The organism is Bacillus sp. ISL-45 (genome assembly GCF_018613195.1).
Classification (GTDB): Bacteria; Bacillota; Bacilli; order Bacillales; family Cytobacillaceae; genus Mesobacillus.
On record NZ_JAGGQQ010000009.1, the window covers coordinates 218494 to 239839 of the forward strand.

The following is a 21346-nucleotide window of genomic DNA, read 5'->3' on the forward strand; positions in this document are numbered from 1 at the left end:
AGTAAAAAGGAGAATAGTTAATGTCCATAGAAAAATGAGAGGTGAGTTCAAATGTTCAGTCAGTCTCCTTATGAATGCAAACTGGAATGGGGGAGGCGCGGGGCGAGGGAAGCAGCGGAGCGTGGGGATATAGTCATCATTGTTGATGTACTAAGCTTTTCCTCAACAATTGTCGCTGCATTGAGTGCGGGGGCAATTATCTTTCCCTATCCTCCAAATCTCGATGGGAAAAAATATGCAAGCAGCATTAGGGCCAAGTATATACTTGGCAGGGCAGAAGCAGCAAGGACGGGTAATCCCAGCTTGTCGCCGGTGACATTTAATGAGGAGCATTGCAACGAGCGTTATGTTTTAACTTCTCATAATGGTGCATATTGTTCGTGGATTGCTTCCAGTGTGCCGGCGCTGTTGATCGGGTCATTCCTCAATGCTTCAGCAGCAGCTGTTCTAGCCGATAAGCTGCAGCAGAAAACAGGTGCAGACATCACAGTCGTGCCATGCGGGGAAATGTGGAATGATGCTCGTGAAAATGAAGATCGGCTAAGGCCGTCGATTGAGGACTATTTAGGTGCTGGTGCAATCCTTGCAGAGCTGGGCGGTAAAAAATCTCCGGAAGCAGAGGTTTGCTCAGGAGCTTTTAAAAGTTCAGAATCTCGCTTAAAAGAATTGATTTGGGATTCAGGCAGCGGACGTGAATTGCGTGAAAGAGGTTTTGAGGAAGATGTACACTATTGCAGCCAATTAAATCTTACGGACATCGTGCCCGTTTTAAAAGACGGAAGGTTTATCATATATAAATAGAAAGTGCCTGGCTAGGAGCCCTTGGCTTGGGGCCACTGGCTAGGAGCCCCTGCCTAGGAGCCCCTGGCTTTTAGCCTGGCACTTTCAAACAGGGATCTATGTCAATTTTTTTATATTGAAGTTTTCCTCCAGCAATGCCCAGTTTTGCGGGAATGGATAGCCAAGCACCCAGTAGCTGACGCCACGCAGGTTGTACTGCTTAATCAGGTCAAACTTAGCCTGGGCACTTCGAGCGTCTTCGAACCATACTTCGTGTTGCCGGCCCTGTTCATCGGTATAGCGGAAATAAGGCGAAGCGGCCACTGTATCATATTGGATTGCAGCTCCATATTTGATGGCACGGCTGACTGCTTCCTGCGGGCTGTATGTTTCAGCTTGCTGGCCCTGGACATGGGGGATGACCCAGTCTCTGGCATATAGCTGGAAGCCCATCAGGATTTTATTCCTTGGAATCGCCGTAACCGCATAATCAAGCACCCTGCGGATTTCATTCAATGGTGAAACAGCCTGAGGTGATCCATAACGGTATCCCCACTCATAGGTCATTAATACGACGAAATCTGCTATCCTGCCGTGTGCTGGATAATCATGCGCTTCGTATAATAATCCTTTCTGGTCTGCCCTGACTTTCGGCGCAAGGGAAGTTGAAACGAAATAGCCTTCTTTATGAAGAGTATCAACGGCTTCTTGAAGAAATGTATTATAAAGCTCTCGGTCTGCAGGAAGGACATTTTCAAAGTCAATGTTCAAGCCGCGGTAACCTTTTTCACGCATGACAGAAATTATATTGTTGAGCAGTGTATTACGATTTGCTTCACTGGCAAGAACTTCATGGGCAATATTCTCCCCAGCCTCAGTGGCTGTGAAGTTGGTGATCGACATCATTGGCAGTGCCCCTTTTGCCAGTCCTGTCTGGATAGCTTCGGTGTCGTCCTTCATATAAAGGACCAGAGACCCGTCAGGCTGGATGACATAAGCGAATGGAGCGATATAGGTCATCAGATCGGCAACTTCGCCGACCAGCTCAATGGCTTTTTCGTCGGAATGGTAAGTGAAGGCATTCGATTCAATCATTGGTTTCGGTTTTGGAATGACCAGGATCGTCCCTGGATAAAGCAGATTCGGGTTTTGAATTTGATTGGCCTTGATGATTGCCTGTACGGTTACACCATAACGCTGGGATATTTGCCATAGGGTTTCACCTCGTTGAATGGTGTGGCGGGCAGCGGGTATGCGGAGTACGGTTCCAGGGTAGATCAGAGAAGGGTTGGTGATGGCGTTCGCCCGAATGATGGCATCTACGGTCGTCCCGTAACGCTGGGCAATAGACCATAAGGCTTCACCATATTGAACTGAATGGAAAGCATCATAAGATGGAATAAGCAAAGCCTGGCCCACGGCCAATTGGTTTGGGTTTTCAAGGCCATTTATTTCGCTGATTTGTGTTACGCTCACCTGATACCTGTTTGAAATCTGCCACAGAGCTTCCCCTCTTTGCACAACATGAATGATCATAATGAACCCCCTCAGGAAAAAGTCCTACAATATGCTATGAGAAAAAAAGGCATTATATGTTGAAGGAGGAACGTTTATTAATCTCTAAATAGATTTGGAAAACATTTTTCGCGGAGGAAAGTGAAGAAACGAAAGAGAACATAGTAAGATATCTGGCTTGTATGGTGAAAGTCTTATTGGAAACTTAGATCTATGTTTACAGCGCGTTTCCAGGTTCAGCCCATAACAAAACGCATGGACCCCTTGTCCATGCGTTTTCATCTAACTTACACTAATTTTTCAAGGTTTACGCGCTTATGAATCGCAAGCATGACAGGAATACCTACAGCCATTACCGTAAATTCACCTGCAGCTGTTGTCAGCCATGTGAACCAGAATGGCAATTGGAATGCCAGGTTTAGTTCAATCGCAATCAGGAACATCGTGAACGTGAAGACTAATGTGTTCACCATCATACGGCCCATGATACTCTTAATATATTTTGCTGTGAAAATCGTGATCAGCAACGATATTACTGACTGCCCGACTCCAAAAACAAGGTCGTATGCGACCATTGGCGAGAAAAGCAGATTTGTTAAAAATACACCTAAAACTATTCCAAAGAAATATTTCTTATTGAAAACGATCAAGTGGTTGAACATTTCGGATACGCGGAACTGCACATTGGTGAAGCCAAATGGCTGGAAGACGGCAGAAACGGCAATGTATAAAGCAGCTAGGATTCCGTTCCGGACAATCGTTCTAGTATTCATTTATCATCTCTCCTAGTTTTTTTTCGTGGGATGGTTACGAACCACGTTATTTAAAAGCCAATTTAATATTATATAGGATAAAGGGCCTTCTCACAATACTATTTTTATAGAATACAGGTAGGTTTCCAAGACTAAAAATAAAAGGCGCCCAGTCAGTATCATTCGAAAGAAAGCTAATAAGGCTACCTCTTTGAAGTGACTTTCTTACTCTACTCTTATGACCACGCCACCTGCTTTTTGGGCACTGGATGGCCTTTATAACTCTTCTAAAGACCACGCCAATCATTTTTTCGGCACTGGCTGGTCTTTATAACTCCTCTAAAGACCACGCCACCCGCTTTTTGGGCTACCGATGGTCTTTATAACTCCTCTAAAGACCACGCCAATCACTATTTCGGCACTGGCTGGTCTTTATAACTCTTCTAAAGACCACGCCGCCGGCTTTTTGGGCTATCGATGGTCTTTATAACTCCTCTAAAGACCACGCCACCAGCTTTTTCGGCACTGTATGGTCTTTATAACTCCTCTAAAGGCCACGCCACCTGCTTTTTTGGGCTATCGATGGTCTTTATAACTCTTCTAAAGACCACGCCACCCGCTTTTTCGGCACTAGATGGTCTTTATAACTCCTCTAAAGACCACGCCACCCGCTTTTTCGGCACTAGATGGTCTTTATAACTCCTCTAAAGACCACGCCACCCGCTTTTTCGGCACTAGATGGTCTTTATAACTCCTCTAAAGACCACGCCACCAGCTTTTTCGGCACTGTATGGTCTTTATAACTCCTCTTATTACGATTATTGACGTATATTGTATTGGGAAGCATTTTCGAAAAGAGCCCGAAACCTTTAAGAGTGCGGATAACGGTACGTGTTCGTACAGTATCAAAACATTCGAAAGCAGTCTTATTTAAAATATATCGCGGGATTGTTATAATTTGGGGATAGTCACTACAGCTAGTATAAAGGGGTTATCAAAATGTTCAAAAGAGATGTCAAGAAACATTGGACAGTTCAATATGAGGAAAGAGGGATGCCGCATGTCCAGGCAGGACTTGTGCTGAATCCCCAAAACTGGAGGGAATTGGACCCCTTCATTTTAATGGCGGAAGACTGGTTTAAGCGTGGTACTTTTTCTGATCACCCGCATCGCGGCTTCCAGACAATCACCTATATCATAGACGGCAGGCTGGAGCACATTGACAACCATGGCGGCCACAGCATCATGGAGTCTGGGGACATTCAGTACATGAACGCTGGCAGCGGTGCGCGGCATGCTGAAGAGGCGGTTGATAACGATATTGCCCATACACTGCAGCTGTGGCTGAATCTGCCTAAGGAGTTGAAAGGCACAGCCACTTCTTATCAAAACGTGTATTCCGAACATGCACCCCTTGTCCAGTTTAAAGGCGGAACTTTAAAGGTGTATTCAGGTGAAACAGCGGGAGTGAAAGGCCCTCTCGAACCATTGGTACCTTTTACCCTGTCAGAAATTCAGCTGGCGGAGGGAGCGGAGTACGAATATGAATTGCCGGAAGGACATAACGCATTCCTTTATGTACTTTCAGGTGACGTCCAGGCAGGCTCAAGCCATACAAACCTTAAAAAGTCTTCCGCCGCAACATTGACCTTTAAAGACGGCGGCGAAGGCCTAAGTGAAATTTCACTAAAAGCAAATCAGCGTTCCCGCGTGCTGGTATACTCCGGTAAGCCAATCAAGGAGGAAGTGGTTGCCTACGGACCATTCGTGATGAATTCGATGGAGGAGATTCGCCAGGCTTACCGTGATTATCAGGAAGGGAAATTCGGCACTGCGGCTGAATAAACCAAACTTTTTTAAAGTTTCTATTTATTTTTCTCTGTCGAAAAAGTAAGATAAAAGTAGAATTAAAATCCGATAATGGCAAACCCAGGGAAATCTGGGGACGCAAAGCTACAGGGGCTAAAGTCATCGACCATGCCAGCCAGTTGCCGAAGATTCACATAGCTTATGCATGTGCTGTTCTTCGGACAGCACTTTTTTGTCGATTTTAATTCCAATATGGTAAAAGTGGAGGTATTGGAATGAAGAAGATTTTAGCATCAACATTTTTGACAGGAATGCTGGCTTTTGGAACAGGAGTCTCTGCAGATGAGATAGTCGAAACGGTAGATCCGGGTACGACTCCTGACGAGTTTTTATTTACCTTTGATCAATTGTTTGAGGAATTGAAGCTTCTGCTAACCTTCGATGATGAACAAGAAGCCCAGCTTCTGCTTGAATTTGCGAATGAGAGATTAGCTGAGGCCACAGCAATGTCAGCTGAAGAAAAAGAAGAGTTCGTTCAAGCAGCCTTTGAGGAATACTTAGCGGCACTTGAGGTAGCCCAGGAAAAGGTAACGGAAGTGATTGTAGAAGATGGGACCGATGCTGAAGGTGAAGAAAATCTGACAGATGGGCTTGAAGAAGCATCTGAAGTTGAAGATGAGTTGACTGAGGGCCTTGAGGATGAGCTGAAGGAAGAAGTGGAAGAGGCAACCGAGCAAGCAAAGATCGTTGCTAATGTTGTGAAAGACTTGGACCAGGAAATGGTTGCCCAGCTGCGTGAACAGGAGTTAGGATATGGCCAAATCGCCCAAATCTTCTGGCTTGCAGAAGCAGCTGGCAAAACAGTCGAGGAAATCACTGCCTTATATACAGAGGAAAAGATTGGGTTCGGACAGGCCGCCAAACAGCTAGGTGTCCATCCATCGCAAATGAAAGGTCTCGCATCAGGCAAAAAACAGGAATCTGAAAAAGAAATAGATGAAGATACAGAAACAGATGAAAACATCGAGGCGTCCGAAGAAGAGAGCAGTACAGAAGAAGCCGAACAGCAAGTGGATGAAACTGAAGTTGTAAATGAAAATGAAAGTGATGAGACAGCCACTGAACAATCCACTGTAGAGCAGGTGAGTGTTGCTTCGACACAAAGTATTGAAAAAGATGAAAAGAAGTCTGAAGAGAAACAGGCTATAGCATCAAAAAAAGCTGAAGAAAAACAACTTGAGACTGAAAAGAAAGCTGAAGCCAAGCAAAAAGAGGCAGCCGAAAAAGCAGAAAAGCAACAAAAGGAAGATGCAAAAAAAGCTGAAGAGCAACAAAGAGAAGCAGACAAAAAAGCTGAAGAAAAAAAGCGTGAAGAAGCCAAGAAAAATAAAGAAAAACAAGAAGATGAAGCCAACCAAGAAGATGATGAGCAGGACGATGACGGTGATGAAAAGGGAAACAAGGAAAAAGGGAAAAATAACGGTAAGTAAAAGTTAACATAAGTCAATGCCAGAAAACTACCTGGCAGTTAGATTCCAATCAATTGACGGAATGCGCCCAGTCATGTATCATAATCGTATACATTTGAATAGTTTCTCCTAAAGGGGAGTAGCTTTCACAACAGAGTCGTCATTACGGAGATCACTCCCGGCTTTGTTGGCAACGATCGTTGTTAGCAAGACCTTTGCCATATTTTTTGGTGAAGGTCTTTATTTGTTTTCGGACCTTCACCTGAGCGGGTGAAGGTCTTTTCATGGGTAACCATATACGAATGAGCCTTTATAAGATCATAAGAGAGAAATTATGGTCACAATAAGGCCGATAAAGTACCCTTTGCCACATTCAAGTAAAAATGAAAAGTGTAGAAAAGAGGGTTTCCCATAAGCACGCGCATGAGAAAGGAATGTAGAAACATTTTATAAATCTTCTATAGATATAAAGAGGCATTTTCCTAACGATAAACATAAATTTAAGTATTGGAGTGTGGATGTTGTGAAGAAATTAAGAATTAGTTTTAATGATCTTGTCAAAAAGAACAAGGAAGAATTGTTAGCAGACCAAAAGCGGATCGAGATAATTGAGAAGCGGCTTGATGACAAATACACCAACCCAAAATAGTTAATAGACGGAGGAACAGGATGTTATTACGGAAGTATATGTCTTTGCTGGGAGTAGGCTCCGCCCAGATTGACCTGATTTTGGTGAAGGATGTTTTAATTCCTGGGGAGTCAGTGAATGGAAAGTTCTTGATCAAGGGAGGTACGGTAGACCAGGACCTTCAGCTGATTGAGTGTGCCCTTGTCATGGTTAACTTAAAGACAGAAGCAGAAAAGGTACTGGATACTGCCACAATTGATGTGCCGTTAAGGATCCAGCCAGATGGGGATGATGAGGTGCCGTTCAGCTTCCTGCTGCCTGCGGATGTTCCTCCTTCAAACAAGGATATCTCTTATCATTTTAAAACCAAGCTGGTCTTTAAGCAGGGAACAGAAAGCTGGGATGAAGATATGATCAAGGTGGTAAAAGGGAATCAGTAAGTATAAAAAACCTTTTACATCTTTTATGGAAATAGAGAAAGGGGCAAGAGAATGAATCAATATGAACATCTGGCAAACAGTGTTGTTTATTCAATCCGAGGATCAAAAGCAGCTTTAGTTCATAAAGATTCATCACTAAAGCTGGTTGGAGAAGGGAGAAGTGCTTTTGCGTTCAGAATCAAAGGAACGGATCTTGTTCTAAAGGTTTTTTTTCCGCAGTTTGAGAAGGTTGCAGCAGAAGAAGCGGGTATTTATAAGGAGCTTGCTGGAAATCCATTTTTCCCTGCTCTTCATGAATCGGGAAGCAATTATTTGGTAATGGATTATGTCCAAGGAATGACACTCTATCAATGTTTGGTAAATGGCATGCCGATTGCCGCGGGCCACATTGAGGAAGTCGATCAAGCCCTTAAGCTTGCGAGAGAGAAGGGATTAAACCCATCCGACATACATTTGCGGAACATTATCATCACTCCAGATGATGAAGTCAAGCTTATAGATGTGGCTCGATTCAGGCAGACAAAGCGATGTTCCCAGTGGGAGGACTTAAAAACGGCCTTTTATAAATTTTACAGGCATGACCGCTTTCCAAAGAAAATGCCAGAACCTGCGATGAATATAATTGCTTTTATTTATAAAAAAGGACTGCTGCCATCTATTAATTAAAGCATGGCTGCCAGTCCTCTTTTTATTTTTCTCAATGAGATACCTACGAAGCAAGGAGGTATAAGAAACAGTCTTTATCCATTACATATTTCCCGTATGGAAGGCCGGAAAAGGCAAAAAAATGCTGCCTCACTTGTTTAGCAGAACAAGATGGGCAAGGCCTATAAGTGCAAAAACTTGTCCTGCATTCTGAACCTGCGGTATGATGGTTTATAACAGTGCATTTTGAAGATAAGCCGTAGAAGCATATATATAAAATTGTCATTGAACACATGGAGGAATCTAAATGACCACAGAACTGCAAGCATTAGGAGAAGCAATTGTCAGCAGGAAGCATGAAATCGCTAAATCTGTCCACAAAGATAGGTATTCTGAAGCAGTTTTAACGGAAGCACAGAAATATGACCTTGGAAAAATTGAACAGCAGATTCTTGAGATCCGGGCGAACTTCATTGAAATTTTCGGCCAGGCATTGATTGATCATGAAGACCAGGAAAAAGCATTTGATAAAATTACAGACTGGGGAAAAGAAACCGGAGAGTATATCTACAAACTCGGTGCATCACTCGATGAAGCACTTAAAGATACAAGCTATTACCGAGAGCATATCTGGAGAGCAATCAAAGAAGAAGCGAAGGATATGTCCGCTTCTGCCATCTTTGGTGTATTAGATATAATTGATCCATTAATGGACCATGCTATATACAGCTTCAGCCTTACGTTCGTCGACGCTCACCAAAAAAGCCTTGAAAATGCCAAAACAGCGTTGCTTGAGCTGTCAGTGCCAGTCGTTCCATTAATGCCTGGAGTCGGTGTATTGCCTCTTGTCGGAAACGTTGATACTGAAAGGGCCCAGCTATTGATGGAAGAAACATTGGACCAGGCTGTAAAACTCAAGCTTACTCACCTCATCTTTGATGTGTCCGGGGTAATGATTGTCGATACGATGGTTGCGGACCAGCTGTTCAAGGTCATTAACGCCCTGTCACTAGTAGGGGTAAAAACAATCATGACGGGTATCCGTCCTGAGGTTGCCCATACAATGGTGACGCTTGGTCTAAACCTTGAGGGCATAATGGTAAAATCAAATCTTCATCAGGCATTCAAAGAGATCCAGACTCTGTAAAATGCATAGATTCGAAAAAGCTGCTCAGGCAGCTTTTTTTTTTGCGATAAAAGGAGGAATTACCATATAAGAAGAGAATTTTTTTATTTAATCTAAGTCTGTTTTCGTAAAGATTGTTGTTAAAATCCCAAAGCCGATTTAAACGTAATTCAAGCTATTTAGTAGGTCGGTATTAAATTTGCATGTTCTTTTCTCATTATTAGAGTCAACTTTGCAAAGAAACATAGTTCATTCAATCCTATTTTGCGGTCAATAGCAGCAAAGTTTGAGAAAAGAGCCTAATCTAAAGACAAAGTGATGATGTTTTATGACTAAAATGAAACCTGATAAAATCCATATCATCGGGTCTGTTGCAAGCGGAAAGACGACCCTCGCCAGGAGCCTTTCAACCCGATACAACTTGCCTCATCATGAGCTTGACAATGTTGTCTGGCAAAGAACAGATACAGGGGATGTTAGACGCGGCGAAAAGGACCGAGATGACTATTTGCAGTCTATCATTAAAGAGGATGCGTGGATAATCGAGGGTGTCCATTATGAGTGGGTTTCGAAAAGCTTTGAAAACGCAGATATGATCATATTTTTGGACATTTCCTATAGAAAACGGATATACAGGATCATCAGAAGGTTCGTCTTGCAAAAGCTTGGACTCGAAAAGGCAAATTACGTTCCGACTTTTAAAATGTTCAGGAAGATGTTTATTTGGAATAGGTATTTTGAGGAGAAGAGCAAACAGGAAATCGTAGCCATTCTTGGCACCCATCAGAATAAGCTGTGCATTGTAAGAGAGCCTGCAGAGCTTGAGAAAAATTTATTTTCGGAGGAGAAGTCATGGAAGAACTGACTATCCGACCTGCTGAAGAACGGGACATTCTAAGGCTATACCACTTAATGACCCAGTATATAGTAGATTTTTATAAGAAACCCGAACCGAATGGAGCTGAACTGAAAAATTTGATTCAACACTTGCTTGATCATCCAGACTCGGGTTTGCAGTTCGTGGCAGAATTAGAAGGAGAAATCGTTGGATTTGCAACCTTGTATTATACTTTCAGCACCCTTCAGGTAAAAAGGGCAGCAATTCTGAATGATTTATTCGTTGCAGACGGCGCCAGAGGCAAGAGGGTAGGTGAACAGCTATTTGAAAAATGCCTCAATCATATCAGGGAGAATGAATTTGCCTATATGACATGGGAAACGGCCAAGGATAATTATATTGCCCAAAGCCTTTACAATAAAATGGGTGGAAGACAATCAGACTGGATTGTTTATGAAATAGAATAGAAGTCACTGTCTGGATTGGTAAGTCTGCACTCCCCGAGTCGAATCTCGTGTATTTTACAAGGTTAACACCTATACTATAATGTGAAATAACGAACTGGAGGGATCCATCATGCAGATTGAAATGTGGACTGACTTTGCTTGACCGTTCTGCTATATTGGCAAAAGGCGTCTGGATGACGCTATTAAACAGATAGATCACCCAATTGAAGTGACGTATCGATGCTTTGAACTCGATCCGAACATGAAACGGGATATCGATTATAATATGTATGAAGCACTTTCAAAAAAATATGGGATGAGCATTGACCAGGCGAAAGCGAGCACGCAAAATATGGTGCAGATGGCGAAGGAATCCGGGCTTGAGTATAATATTGACACACTCATCTTGACCAATACATTTGATGCTCACCGTTTGACGATGTTTGCGAAAAAGCATGGACTGATGGCAGAGATGACTGAAAGAATATTACGTGCTTACTTTACCGATTCGAAGCACATTGGAGACCATGGAACATTGACAGAATTGGCTGTTGAAGTTGGGCTTGACCGCGAAGCAGTAGAGAAAATGCTTGCCAGCGATGAAATGGCCGAGGAAGTCCGTGCAGATGAAAGTACTGGGCAACAGTACGGCATCACAGGTGTACCATTCTTTTTGATCAATAAAAAGTATGCGATTACCGGTGCACAGCCGACTGATGTGATTGTCCAGTCACTAAAGAAAGTCATTGCCGAAAATGAAATCACCGTTTTGAGCGGCGATGACGGAATGATCTGTGATGACGATGGCTGCGAAATTCCTAATAAAAAGAACTAGTCCGGGGACTAGTTCTTTTCTTTGTTCTTATATAAATTCCACGATTTCCTCGACCGGTATACGGGTCGTAGGATGTCCTGGTACAGCAGCCTTTCCGATAGGCAGGAGAAGGACTGGCATGTAGCGCTCAACAATGTTGAATTTTTCGATGAATTGCTGCTTGTTGAACCCGCCCATTGGAACAGTATCATAACCCCACGCTTTGGCAATCAGCATGATCTGCATGGAAATAAGGCCGGCATCGAAAGACGCGATGTTCTCCCTCATACCGACTGGTGCAGCAGGGTATAATTTATTTGTATTCTCAATCATTCTGTTCATTGTTGTTTCGTCCATATATCCAGCCTCAAATGAACTGCGGTATACTTTTTCGCCATTATGGTACATTTCTCTGTCTGCTAGAACTGCAATAACGGCTGAAGAAGTTTCGACCTGCTCCTGATTATTGGCGATCGCTCTCAGTTCTTTTTTTGTTTCCTCGTCCTGGATGACGATGAACTTCCATGGCTGAAGATTGCTTGAAGATGGGGCAAGGGCAGCTTCTTTTAAAATATCTAAAATCTCTTCCCGTGAAATCTTGAAGTCAGGATCATATTTTCTGACAGAACGTCGTTCACGTATGACACTGGACAGGCTTGTCTCAGGTGTGTTCATTATAAATTCCTCCAAAGTTGTAGTTACTTTTAGTAAGCAGTATACAGGTTACTATTAGTAAGTAATGAAGTCAAACAGTATGACCGGAATCTGTCATTCCAATAACTGGCTTTGGGAAGGTAGAGGGAGACAAAAAGCAAGGGTGCCCGTTTTCACGAAACACCCTCACTTAGTCTTTTCAGACAGTAATTCATACCATTCTACCGTTTCTTTAGAACTCTTGCTATTGATAAATATCTTGTCATGATCCGTTTCTATAAATAAATAAGGCTGGGAATCTTTGTGGATAAAGAGCAGGCTGCTCCCGTAATCCATTACTTTGAAATGTCCCTTTGCCAACGTTGCAAGGCCGAACCCATTTTCTTTCCATGTCACTTCGGGCATTTCCTCCAGAAGTTCTACATGACGAATTTCTGCATAGTCCCATTCTTTGCCATACATGCCTGTGATTTCAAAAGAATCATCATAGTCCTTAAGCTCAAAGTCATGATACCCCAAAAAGTAAAGACCCACCACAAACCCAATCGTTCCAATGGCGAGAAGGCTGCTGAAGATATAGCTTCGCTTTCGCTTCTCCCTAACTTCATATTTGGAAAGGTAAACCAGACCGCCGAGTAAGAATAGTATCAGGAAGCCAAACTGGACTTCCAGGGCATATTGAAAAGATGTGAAACTTAATGGCAGCAAAATGGCCATTCCCGCGCCCGTGGCGAGCATCAGCTTCCCGACCCTTTGTGGATAGCCATTCTTGATTAATTGCTGCTGCTCATCCTTTGGTTTGCCATTGAAATTGGATATCAGCCAGTACCACTCCTTTTTCACAATCGCCCAGCCGAAGAACAGGAACAGAAGGATCGTAAAAAGCTGGATGCCAATAAATAAAGTCATCAAAAACACCCCCACAACAATACCTTTTCTTATAATACGAATTGCCTGGAACATAAGTTTCGCTTACGGACAGAAATTAGGCAGTAGAGATGAAAAAGTGTCCGTCATGCCTCCGATGACGGACAGAAATTAGGCAATAAAGATGAAAAGTGTCCATCATGCCCCCGATGACGGACAGAAATTAGGCAATAAAGATGAAAAGTGTCCATCATGCCCCCGATGACGGACAGAAATTAGGCAATAGAGATGAAAAGTGTCCGTCACGCCCCCCGATGATGGACAGAAATTAGGCAATAGAGATGAAAAGTGTCCGTCACGCCCCCGATGACGGACAAAAATTGGGCAGTAGAGATGAAAAAGTGTCCGTCATGCCCCCGATGACGGACAGAAATTTGATATTTAAGAAGAGAAGTGTCCGTCATTAAATTAATACGCAGCATCTCCTATTTACTAACTCACTTAATGCCAAAAAGAAAAAGCTGCCAGTTTCAACCGGCAGCTTTTACAGTTATTTACGAGCTTATGCTTTGCTCGGTTTCTGCGGAGGCACTTAAATTGCGTGACCGCAGGAAAAAAATCGTGGTCATCGCGATCGACAATGCACCGAACATGACGCTCATATTCTGGAGGCCGACTGCGTCGAGCAGGAATCCGGTCATTAACAGGACAACCTGGAAGAAGACGCGGTCCATCATATTCCGGAACGAGAAGAAACGGCCATGAAAATCTTTTGGCACTCTGGTCTGGAAGATGGTAGCGGCTGTCGGGAAGAAGCAGCCTACAGAAAAGCCGAACAACAGAAAGGCGATGATCGTCAGGACTGACTGGTCAGCAAAATAGAGCATCAGCTGTGAGAAGCCGATCAGCATCGAGCTGGCAAACAGGATTTTATATGGTGAAAACTTATAACTGATTTTCTTGATCAAAAATGCGCCGCTCATGAAGGCGAGACCTTCTGCGGTATAGATCCACCCCTTGATGGCAGTACTGTCCTGGAGTTCACTGATATTGATGACAACCAGGTTGAAGCCTCCCAGGAAAATAAGCGGAATCAGGGTCAAAATCAAGGTCATCATCACAATCGGCAGCTTGACGATGACAGGAAACACATCTTTGAAGCCTTGTTTTTGCCCGCCTTCTGTGACATTAGTGGTTTTCTTGTTTTCATCAAATTGCAAAAACCAGGTCAGTCCGAACAGGACGATGTAGGCAGCCATAGAAAGGAGATACACTGCATTCAAAGGAATGGCAACAAGCAAGATTCCTGCAGCGGCAGTCCCGATTATACGGGACAAGGTTGACACATTCATATGGACTCCATTCAGCTGCAATAAGTCCTTCTCACTAACAACAAGCGGGATCGCTGCCTGGAGTGCCGGAAAGTAGAAAGCGGCAGATATTTGCAATAACACAAGGAACACAAGCATCCACCACACTGAACTGGTTTGAAGGGCAATCAGCATGAAAACGACACTGATTATTCGTAAGAAGCCTGATACCAACATGACAGACTTTTTGCTGTATTGGTCGGTCAACCTTCCCGCGAGTGGTCCAACAGCAATCCCGGCCAGTAATCCAGCAGCCAGCAGCAGCGATTTTAAAAAATCAGAAGGAATTTGTTCCTGCATAAACTCAAGATTTCCTATGATTCCAAGCCATAATCCTAACCCGGCAATAAACTCGCCGGTCAATAAAATCCAGACATTCTTATTTTTCCACATACTGATAGTGCCTCTCGGTTTCTAATGAATTTTTTCATATGTTCAATTATCTGATATTAGTGAAACTTCGTAAAGCTAAATATTTTTAATAATATATTCTCATAACGTTAACTTGATGAAAAAAGATACGGGACTGTGAAATTTATACCATTTAAAATAACTATTTCCATTCTTTTGTACGAGTTTTCCCTTTTCTGCAACAGGGAATGGTAAAGGGATATGAAAAGGGAGGTGTTTTTGCTTAGGACGCTGGAAATAATCATACATACAAGTTAAAGAGAAGTGGGAGTGGGAAATTTGAAAAAGTACATAAAGAGGATGGCAGCAGCAGGATTGATTGTTGCTGTACTTGGTTTTGGGCAGACAGGAGCTCAGGCAGCAAGCACAGGAATGGGGTCAGTTGGGTCAGATGTTACATATGTGCAATCTATTTTGAAAAAGCTTGGTTATTTTAATACGAGTACCACTGGCTACTATGGGCCAATCACTGCTGAAGCAGTGAAGCACCTTCAGAGGGACTTTGGCCTTGAACCGATTGGCGGCGTCGGCCCGCAGACGTCCAGGCTGATTCAGGAAATCGAGACGATGGCTCATGTGGTATATGGGGAATCCCGGGGTGAGAGTTACCAGGGACAAGTTGCAGTGGCTGCGGTGATTTTGAACAGAGTAGAGTCTAAAGATTTTCCTGATAGCGTTCATGATGTCGTTTTTCAAAGAAATGCTTTTACAGCGATAAATGACGGCCAGTACAATCTTAAGCCGAATGATACAGCTTACCATGCTGTAAAGGACGCAATGCTCGGATGGGATCCTTCTTATGGTTCCGTTTATTACTACAATCCAAATCTTGCGACTGATCAGTGGATTTTTACAAGGACAGTGACCAAACAGATAGGCAATCACCACTTTGCGTATTAAAGAGTACGGCCAGCACCGGTTTCTTAGAAACCGGTGCTTTTTATGCATTTCGCGGTAAAAAAGGAACAAACTATCTTTTAAACCAGGCACTTTTTACAGCGGAGGCCTTATAACTCGAAGCTGGGAAAAAGCTGCTTATGAATTTACGTTAAGCCTATTAATAAAGGGGTGTTAAGTTTGAATATAGATATAGACCAGCTTGCTGCAAGCCTGCCTGATTTCAGCACTCATGAGGAAGCAAGGGAATGGTTCAGTAACAGGTTTGGGACACAATTTATCCAAAAAGAAGAAGATTTCTCTGAAGGTAAGCGTGTCTATTATTACCACATAGTGAAAAATCGTGAGGATTATGATCGCTATATGGCCTCATTAATGGAAGATGGAAAGATGGAGCTTAAGAGCATGGAGCCTTTCGAAAGCTATTCAACAGTGGAAATCAGTGAGGATGGAGATGTAAGTATTTCGATTTAGGGAGGAACAGGAATGAAAAAGAAGGATAATCAATTCAAATTAAGCTATGAATCCGATGGGAAAATGGATAACAAGAAAAACGAAGAAAAGAAGAAGAACAAGAGTGCAAATTTTTTTAACGTAACGCCTGACAGCGAATAATAAAGCGCGGTGAAGGAGTAATATTATGGCTGAAGAACATATTGAACGGGCATCCGAAGAAGATTTGCCTGTCATCGGCCGCATGTTTGCGGAATGCAAAGAGTACCTTGAGTCGAGAGGCATTCTGCAATGGGATGAGCAATATCCCAACCATGAGTATTTCGAAAATGCGATGCAGGGTGAAGAGTTGTTCATATTGAAAAAAGGAGAAGCCGCAGCAGGCGTAATAGTCCTCGATGAGTGGCAGGCTCCTGAATGGGAGAATGCAAATTGGTCAGAAACAAAAGGTAAACCGTTGATTCTCCATTCGTTTTGTGTCGACCCGTCTGCACAGGGTGGCGGATATGGCAGCAAAATGCTGCAGTTTGCCGAGGACTTTGCGAAGGATCACAGCTATGGTGCACTTCGGCTAGATACGTATTCAGGAAACGAAGGTGCGGTCCGCTTTTATGAAAAAAGGGGCTATAAGATTACCGGAAAAGTAATGATGAATGGAATGCCTGAAGGACATGAGTTATATGTATGTTTCGAGAAATTATTCTTATAAAAAACAAAAACAAGCCTGCACTCTTTAAGGAGAGCAGGCTTACATACTTAATTGCGCGGATCGACATAATCCGGGTAATCCGTGATAATGCCATCCACCTTCATATCAATCAGGAATTGGGCGGCTTCAGGGCTTCGGACTGTCCAGGATTGGATTTCCATTCCAAGGCTGTGGACTTTATCCACAAGTTCCCTGGTAACAAGCCCATAACTTGGATTGAACAAGTCAGCGTATTTGGCGAACTCCTGAAGGGCGGCATCCGTCGTATGGAGACTTGAATAGGTTAAGACACCAATAGGTACATTTGGAAGCAGTGCATCTATCTTTTTCATCGATTCAAAGTTGAAAGATTGGATAATAATCTTGTCATTTTGCGGCTTATCCAGATTTCTTTCCTTTAATTCCTGCGTTACTTCTTCTTCGATTCCGGGATAAAGCTGAGGTGCTTTCAATTCTATTAATATGCCGATTTTGCCGTGATAGCGGTCAAGTATCTCTTCGAAGGTAGGGATCTTTTCACCGGCAAATTGCTCCCCTTTGAAGCTCCCGGCATCAAGGCTACGCAGTTCTTCCAGTGTCAGCTCGCCAACTTTGCCAGTACCATCTGTTGTCCGATCTACAGTAGTGTCATGAATGATAACCAGTTTGCCATCCTTGCTCCGCTGTACATCAATTTCAATGTAATCCGCCTTCATTTCCAGTCCCATATCAAATGCGGCGATTGTGTTTTCTGGTGCATAGCCGGCAGCCCCGCGGTGGGCGACAGTATCAAACTGCCTCAATTCTCCAATGGTGGTCTCAGCAGCAAAAACCTGCTGGAAAGGACTAAGCATAAGGGTTAAGGCAACTCCGGTTCCGATTAATGTTTTCTTCATTTCTCCATCTCCTCTGCATAAAGTATGTAACAATGATAGATTAACGGAGAAATGTTTAGAGCATGTGTCAGTTCTGTATTAAGAGAGTAATGCAATTATAAAATTATTCAGTTATATTTGCTTAGTTTCATTTACATTTGGATGAGTAATTTCTGCCTATATTTCAATCCTCATAAATTTGCTGACGTCTTTGAATCCCAGCTTTTCGTATAAACGAATTGCTTTTTCATTAAATGAAAAGACATTCAGACGGACATCATCATAGCCTAGGTGCTTGAATTCTGCCAGGCTTTGTTCTATCAAGGATTCTGCGACACCATTCTGCCTGTACTCTTTTTTTACATACACATCACTGATCCAGCCGATTTCCTTATGCGTGAACCAGTCCAGGCTTCGGTCCACCAGTACCCAGCCAATCAAGGATTCCTGAGTTCTCGCAACAAGGAAATAAGCCCCGTGTTTAAGCGAATCGGAATAAGATGATATCATCTCTTCTTTGTTATTATCAGCCTGGATCCCTGTAGCCTCTGCTCTATTAACACCCGCCATGCTGAAAATCTCCTGTAACTCGAGTTCGGTTGCTTTGCCGTATTCTATTTCCATTTAATCACCTATATTATTGGAATATTTAAACTAAACCTAATTTTACGAGTTTAAAAGGTATATATCCATAGTTAACTATAGTAAAATTTTTATACATCAATTTAAGTTTAAACCGTGAAATGAGGTCTGGTTATATGAAAGTGCTAATATCCGGATTTGAGCCATTTGGAAAAATGAAGATCAATCCTACAGAAGAATTGTTGCTGGAAGCAGAGATGTTCGAGATTGAGAATGTTGAAATCTCAACAATCCTGTTGCCGGTTAATTATGATGAGTGTGCAGAAGTCTTGATTAAAAAGATTGACGATACCCAGCCGGATGTTGTGATTTCCTGTGGACTGGCAGCAGGCAGGACAGCGATTACTCCGGAGCGGATCGGAATCAATGTGAAGGATACAGGTTCCGGGGACCCTTATCCGGATAATAAAGGCAGGATTCCAACGGATGAAATGATTGATGTGGAGGGGCCGGACGGCTTGTTCGCTACTCTGCCCAACCGTCAGATTGAGAAAAATCTTAAGGGATTAAATATTCCTGCGGCGGTGTCGAACAGTGCTGGCACATTTATTTGCAATAACACCTTATATTCTGTTTTAAACCATATCCGAAAAAATAATCTGCCAATCAAAGCTGGTTTTATTCATTTTCCTGCATCGACAAAAATGTCAGCCCTCAATCCAGCCCTGCCTTCATTGCCCCAGGAAACAATGACACAAGCACTGAAGGTCATTATTGTAACTTGTGCCAACGATGGTGTATGAAAAATACCATTAGAAAGTTAGGGGGAAAAGATGAGTTTTGAAATTTCACCGCTTGGAGACATGGCGGTACAGATATCGTTTGGAGTGACAATAGATGAAGCAACGAACAGTCGAATCCGCCGATTTACCAAAAATCTAGAAAACGAAAAAATTGAAGGCCTTATTGAATGGGTGCCTGCCTACACGACAGTAACGATTTATTATCTGCCGGATTTGATAGACTTCGAGACTCTCATATCGGAGTTGGAACGGGTCAATCAATCTCCATCAAAAATGGGGCGTGATCGTCCGATAGTCTTTGAAATCCCTGTATGCTATGAAGGGGAGCTAGGGCCGGACCTGGCTTTTGTCGCTGAGTATCATAGGGTGACTGAACAGGAGGTCATCAATCTCCACGCAAACAGGGAATATCTGATTTATATGATAGGATTTATGCCTGGCTTTCCGTATCTGGGAGGCTTGCCTGAAAAGCTGGCTGTCCCGAGGCTTGAAAAACCAAGGGGAAATGTGATGCCTGGTGCTGTCGGGATTGGGGGGAATCAGACAGGTATTTACCCTGCTGACGTTCCTTCAGGATGGAGGATTATCGGTACGACTCCTGTTACCCTGTTTTCACCTGAGAAGGAAGAACCGTTCCTGTTCAGTTCAGGTCATTATATTAAATTCGTGCCAATCAGTAAGGAGCAATTTTTAACCATAAAACAAATGGGCGATGAATACGAGGTAAACAGGTTTGAAAAGGGGTGAGGAAATTGTTTTATATTGATCTTAACTGTGATTTAGGTGAAAGCTACGGATTATTCAAAATTGGCAATGACAAGGAAGTGTTAAAGCATATCACTTCTGCCAATATCGCCTGTGGCTATCACGCAGGCGATCATAATGTCATGATGAAAACGGTAAAAATGGCAAAAGCATACAGTGTGAGGATTGGCGCGCATCCTGGCTTTCCAGACCTTCCTGGTTTCGGCAGGAGAGAAATGAAGTTGAGTGCTGAGGAAGTTTACAATCTTACTATTTACCAGATTGGGGCTCTTTCTGCGATTGCGAAGGCCTGTGGCACAAAAGTCGTTCATGTTAAGCCGCATGGAGCACTGTACAATATGGCCGCAAAAGATAAATCAATCGCGGATGCTGTTGCTGGTGCAGTGGCTGATGTTGATTCAACACATGTTTTATTCGGTCTCGCAGGCAGTTTCCTTGTGAAAGCAGGAAAGGAGCATGGCCTGCAGGTGGCTGAGGAAGTGTTTGCTGACCGAACCTATCAGCCTGATGGAACGTTGACACCCCGTACACAGTCAAATGCGATGATAGATGATGCTGATTTAGCGATCAGCAGAGTAATCCGGATGATACGAGCAGGAAAAGTAGAGGCAGTTGATGGGACGGACATTGACATCCAGGCTGATACGATCTGTATCCATGGCGATGAACCACAGGCACTACATTTTGCTTTAAAATTGAAGGAAGCTTTAATGGAAGAAGGAATCAAAGTCGGCAGAGGCTGGGATGCCAAATGACGGAACGACTGTTTAAAGTCCTGAAGCCCGGCCTGCAGACAACCGTCCAGGATTTAGGGAGGACAGGCTATCAGCAATATGGCATCAGTCCGGCAGGTGCAATGGATTCCTATTCCATGCAAATGGCCAATTTACTTGTCGGAAACCCGCTTGGTGAAGCCGTGCTGGAAGCTGCCGTGCTTGGTCCAAGCCTTGAAGCATTGACTGATGCATCCATCGCCATCTGCGGGGGTGACCTTGAGCCGATGGTGAATAGCAGCAAAGTGCCGATGTGGAAATGCTTTGCTTTAAAAAAAGGCGATATCCTTTCGTTTAAAACGGTGATAAATGGCGCAAGAGCGTACATAAGCTTTGCCGGTGGAATCGATGTTCCGCTCGTATTAGGCAGCAAGTCCACGTTTATCAATGGAAAGCTTGGCGGTTTTAAGGGCCGTGCATTGGAGTCGGGAGATCTAGTATACGGAAAACCATTTGTCAGGAAAAATCGCTTTGTACATAAGAGCTTGATTCCTGAGTACCCAAGGGAGATTGAAATTCGGGTGATCATCGGCCCTCATCAGGATAAATTTTCACAAACTGAAAAGGATCGATTTTTATCAAGTGAATATACCCTAACGTCACAATCAAACAGAATGGGATATCGTCTTGAAGGCCCCAAGCTGGAGACAATCGGCGGGTCTGACATCATATCCGATGCCATCCCGCTCGGAGGGATACAGGTTCCGGCTAACGGGCAGCCGATCATCCTGCTGTCAGACCGGCAAACAACCGGCGGATATGCCCAAATTGCTACTGTCATCTCTGTCGATATTCCGCTCCTTGCCCAGACGATGCCTGGAACAAAGATCCGCTTTAAAGAAGTCACGATAAGAGAAGCGCAAGAACAGTACCTGAAACAGAAAAAACTATTTAAGTTCCTGTCTTGTTAAGATCCCTGCGGCTAATGGCTGCAGGGGTCTTTTTG

General features: G+C 43.4%; 25 protein-coding genes and 2 riboswitches. Of the genes, 18 read left to right on the forward strand and 7 right to left on the reverse strand.

Annotated features, from left to right (window positions below; genetic code table 11):
- The first annotated feature begins 51 nt into the window (after positions 1-51).
- The gene (locus tag J7E35_RS13325) at positions 52-801 is read left to right on the forward strand and encodes a 2-phosphosulfolactate phosphatase (protein WP_214780443.1); all 750 of its coding nucleotides are present in this window, start codon (positions 52-54) and stop codon (positions 799-801) included.
- A gap of 96 nt (positions 802-897) precedes the next feature.
- On the opposite strand, the gene J7E35_RS13330 is transcribed toward J7E35_RS13325, so the two are convergent.
- Together J7E35_RS13330 and J7E35_RS13335 are read right to left on the reverse strand one after the other, a co-directional pair.
- Entirely contained in the window at positions 898-2316 is a 1419-nt protein-coding gene (locus J7E35_RS13330; RefSeq protein WP_214780445.1) for a glycoside hydrolase family 18 protein, read from the reverse strand.
- Between the two features lie 266 nt (positions 2317-2582).
- Positions 2583-3068: a QueT transporter family protein gene (locus J7E35_RS13335; RefSeq protein WP_214780447.1), complete on the reverse strand. Its 486-nt coding sequence runs from the start codon at positions 3066-3068 to the stop codon at positions 2583-2585.
- Between the two features lie 6 nt (positions 3069-3074).
- A riboswitch (PreQ1 riboswitch) is annotated at positions 3075-3119 on the reverse strand.
- Positions 3120-4046: 927 nt separating this feature from the next.
- Here J7E35_RS13335 and J7E35_RS13340 point away from each other — a divergent pair.
- The 9 genes from J7E35_RS13340 to J7E35_RS13380 all read left to right on the forward strand — a co-directional run bounded on the left by J7E35_RS13340 (position 4047) and on the right by J7E35_RS13380 (position 11283).
- Positions 4047-4892 (forward strand): pirin family protein, encoded by an 846-nt coding sequence (locus J7E35_RS13340; protein ID WP_214780449.1) that lies wholly within the window; start codon positions 4047-4049, stop codon positions 4890-4892.
- Between the two features lie 67 nt (positions 4893-4959).
- Positions 4960-5043, forward strand: a riboswitch (cyclic di-GMP riboswitch).
- Between the two features lie 88 nt (positions 5044-5131).
- Positions 5132-6346 carry a DUF5667 domain-containing protein gene (locus J7E35_RS13345; protein ID WP_214780452.1) on the forward strand — a complete coding sequence of 405 codons (1215 nt, stop codon included), beginning with the start codon at positions 5132-5134 and terminating at the stop codon, positions 6344-6346.
- A 502-nt stretch (positions 6347-6848) separates the two neighbouring features.
- Positions 6849-6974 (forward strand): FbpB family small basic protein, encoded by a 126-nt coding sequence (locus J7E35_RS23510; RefSeq protein ID WP_214780454.1) that lies wholly within the window; start codon positions 6849-6851, stop codon positions 6972-6974.
- Between the two features lie 20 nt (positions 6975-6994).
- On the forward strand, positions 6995-7393 hold the full coding sequence (locus J7E35_RS13355; protein WP_214780456.1) for a sporulation protein: 399 nt from the start codon (positions 6995-6997) through the stop codon (positions 7391-7393).
- Between the two features lie 51 nt (positions 7394-7444).
- A complete protein-coding gene (locus J7E35_RS13360; protein WP_214780458.1) occupies positions 7445-8059 on the forward strand; it encodes a protein kinase family protein in 615 nt (204 codons plus the stop codon).
- Positions 8060-8345: 286 nt separating this feature from the next.
- Positions 8346-9185: an STAS domain-containing protein gene (locus J7E35_RS13365; protein WP_214780460.1), complete on the forward strand. Its 840-nt coding sequence runs from the start codon at positions 8346-8348 to the stop codon at positions 9183-9185.
- A gap of 316 nt (positions 9186-9501) precedes the next feature.
- The gene (locus J7E35_RS13370) at positions 9502-10029 is read left to right on the forward strand and encodes a P-loop NTPase family protein (protein WP_483297662.1); all 528 of its coding nucleotides are present in this window, start codon (positions 9502-9504) and stop codon (positions 10027-10029) included.
- Positions 10017-10469, forward strand: a complete 453-nt coding sequence (locus J7E35_RS13375) for a GNAT family N-acetyltransferase (protein WP_214780463.1) — start codon at positions 10017-10019, stop codon at positions 10467-10469. The genes J7E35_RS13370 and J7E35_RS13375 overlap by 13 nt, the downstream gene beginning before the upstream one ends.
- Positions 10470-10623: 154 nt before the next feature.
- Complete coding sequence (locus J7E35_RS13380; protein ID WP_353050372.1) at positions 10624-11283, forward strand: DsbA family oxidoreductase; 660 nt, start codon at positions 10624-10626, stop codon at positions 11281-11283.
- Between the two features lie 27 nt (positions 11284-11310).
- Here J7E35_RS13380 and J7E35_RS13385 read toward each other — a convergent pair whose 3' ends face one another.
- The 3 genes from J7E35_RS13385 to J7E35_RS13395 form a co-directional block, all read right to left on the reverse strand.
- Positions 11311-11937, reverse strand: coding sequence for a nitroreductase family protein (locus tag J7E35_RS13385; protein WP_214780467.1), 627 nt, complete (start codon positions 11935-11937; stop codon positions 11311-11313).
- Positions 11938-12102: 165 nt separating this feature from the next.
- Positions 12103-12825 (reverse strand): DUF3784 domain-containing protein, encoded by a 723-nt coding sequence (locus tag J7E35_RS13390; RefSeq protein ID WP_214780469.1) that lies wholly within the window; start codon positions 12823-12825, stop codon positions 12103-12105.
- Positions 12826-13337: 512 nt separating this feature from the next.
- Entirely contained in the window at positions 13338-14546 is a 1209-nt protein-coding gene (locus J7E35_RS13395) for an MFS transporter (RefSeq protein WP_214780471.1), read from the reverse strand.
- A gap of 288 nt (positions 14547-14834) precedes the next feature.
- On the opposite strand from J7E35_RS13395, the gene J7E35_RS13400 reads away from it, so the two are divergent.
- The 4 genes from J7E35_RS13400 (at position 14835) to J7E35_RS13410 (ending at position 16623) form a co-directional block, all read left to right on the forward strand.
- A complete protein-coding gene (locus J7E35_RS13400; RefSeq protein ID WP_483297201.1) occupies positions 14835-15464 on the forward strand; it encodes a cell wall hydrolase in 630 nt (209 codons plus the stop codon).
- A 177-nt stretch (positions 15465-15641) separates the two neighbouring features.
- On the forward strand, positions 15642-15935 hold the full coding sequence (locus J7E35_RS13405; protein WP_214780473.1) for a hypothetical protein: 294 nt from the start codon (positions 15642-15644) through the stop codon (positions 15933-15935).
- A 12-nt stretch (positions 15936-15947) separates the two neighbouring features.
- Positions 15948-16076 carry a hypothetical protein gene (locus J7E35_RS23515; protein ID WP_285290295.1) on the forward strand — a complete coding sequence of 43 codons (129 nt, stop codon included), beginning with the start codon at positions 15948-15950 and terminating at the stop codon, positions 16074-16076.
- 25 nt (positions 16077-16101) lie between these two features.
- Complete coding sequence (locus J7E35_RS13410; protein ID WP_214780475.1) at positions 16102-16623, forward strand: GNAT family N-acetyltransferase; 522 nt, start codon at positions 16102-16104, stop codon at positions 16621-16623.
- A 47-nt stretch (positions 16624-16670) separates the two neighbouring features.
- Here J7E35_RS13410 and J7E35_RS13415 read toward each other — a convergent pair whose 3' ends face one another.
- A complete protein-coding gene (locus J7E35_RS13415) occupies positions 16671-17498 on the reverse strand; it encodes a glycerophosphodiester phosphodiesterase (protein ID WP_214780477.1) in 828 nt (275 codons plus the stop codon).
- Positions 17499-17654: 156 nt separating this feature from the next.
- On the reverse strand, positions 17655-18101 hold the full coding sequence (locus J7E35_RS13420) for a GNAT family N-acetyltransferase (protein WP_214780479.1): 447 nt from the start codon (positions 18099-18101) through the stop codon (positions 17655-17657).
- A gap of 134 nt (positions 18102-18235) precedes the next feature.
- Here J7E35_RS13420 and J7E35_RS13425 point away from each other — a divergent pair, with 134 nt between their 5' ends.
- Genes J7E35_RS13425 through J7E35_RS13440 form a run of 4 tightly spaced genes read left to right on the forward strand, consistent with a single transcriptional unit; the run spans position 18236 to position 21311 of the window.
- On the forward strand, positions 18236-18862 hold the full coding sequence (locus tag J7E35_RS13425; protein ID WP_214780481.1) for a pyroglutamyl-peptidase I: 627 nt from the start codon (positions 18236-18238) through the stop codon (positions 18860-18862).
- 30 nt (positions 18863-18892) lie between these two features.
- Positions 18893-19609, forward strand: coding sequence for a 5-oxoprolinase subunit PxpB (gene pxpB, locus J7E35_RS13430; RefSeq protein ID WP_214780483.1), 717 nt, complete (start codon positions 18893-18895; stop codon positions 19607-19609).
- Positions 19610-19614: 5 nt separating this feature from the next.
- Positions 19615-20382: a LamB/YcsF family protein gene (locus J7E35_RS13435; protein WP_214780485.1), complete on the forward strand. Its 768-nt coding sequence runs from the start codon at positions 19615-19617 to the stop codon at positions 20380-20382.
- A complete protein-coding gene (locus tag J7E35_RS13440; protein WP_214780487.1) occupies positions 20379-21311 on the forward strand; it encodes a 5-oxoprolinase subunit C family protein in 933 nt (310 codons plus the stop codon). Before J7E35_RS13435 ends, J7E35_RS13440 begins: the two co-directional genes overlap by 4 nt.
- The last annotated feature ends 35 nt before the right edge of the window (positions 21312-21346 follow it).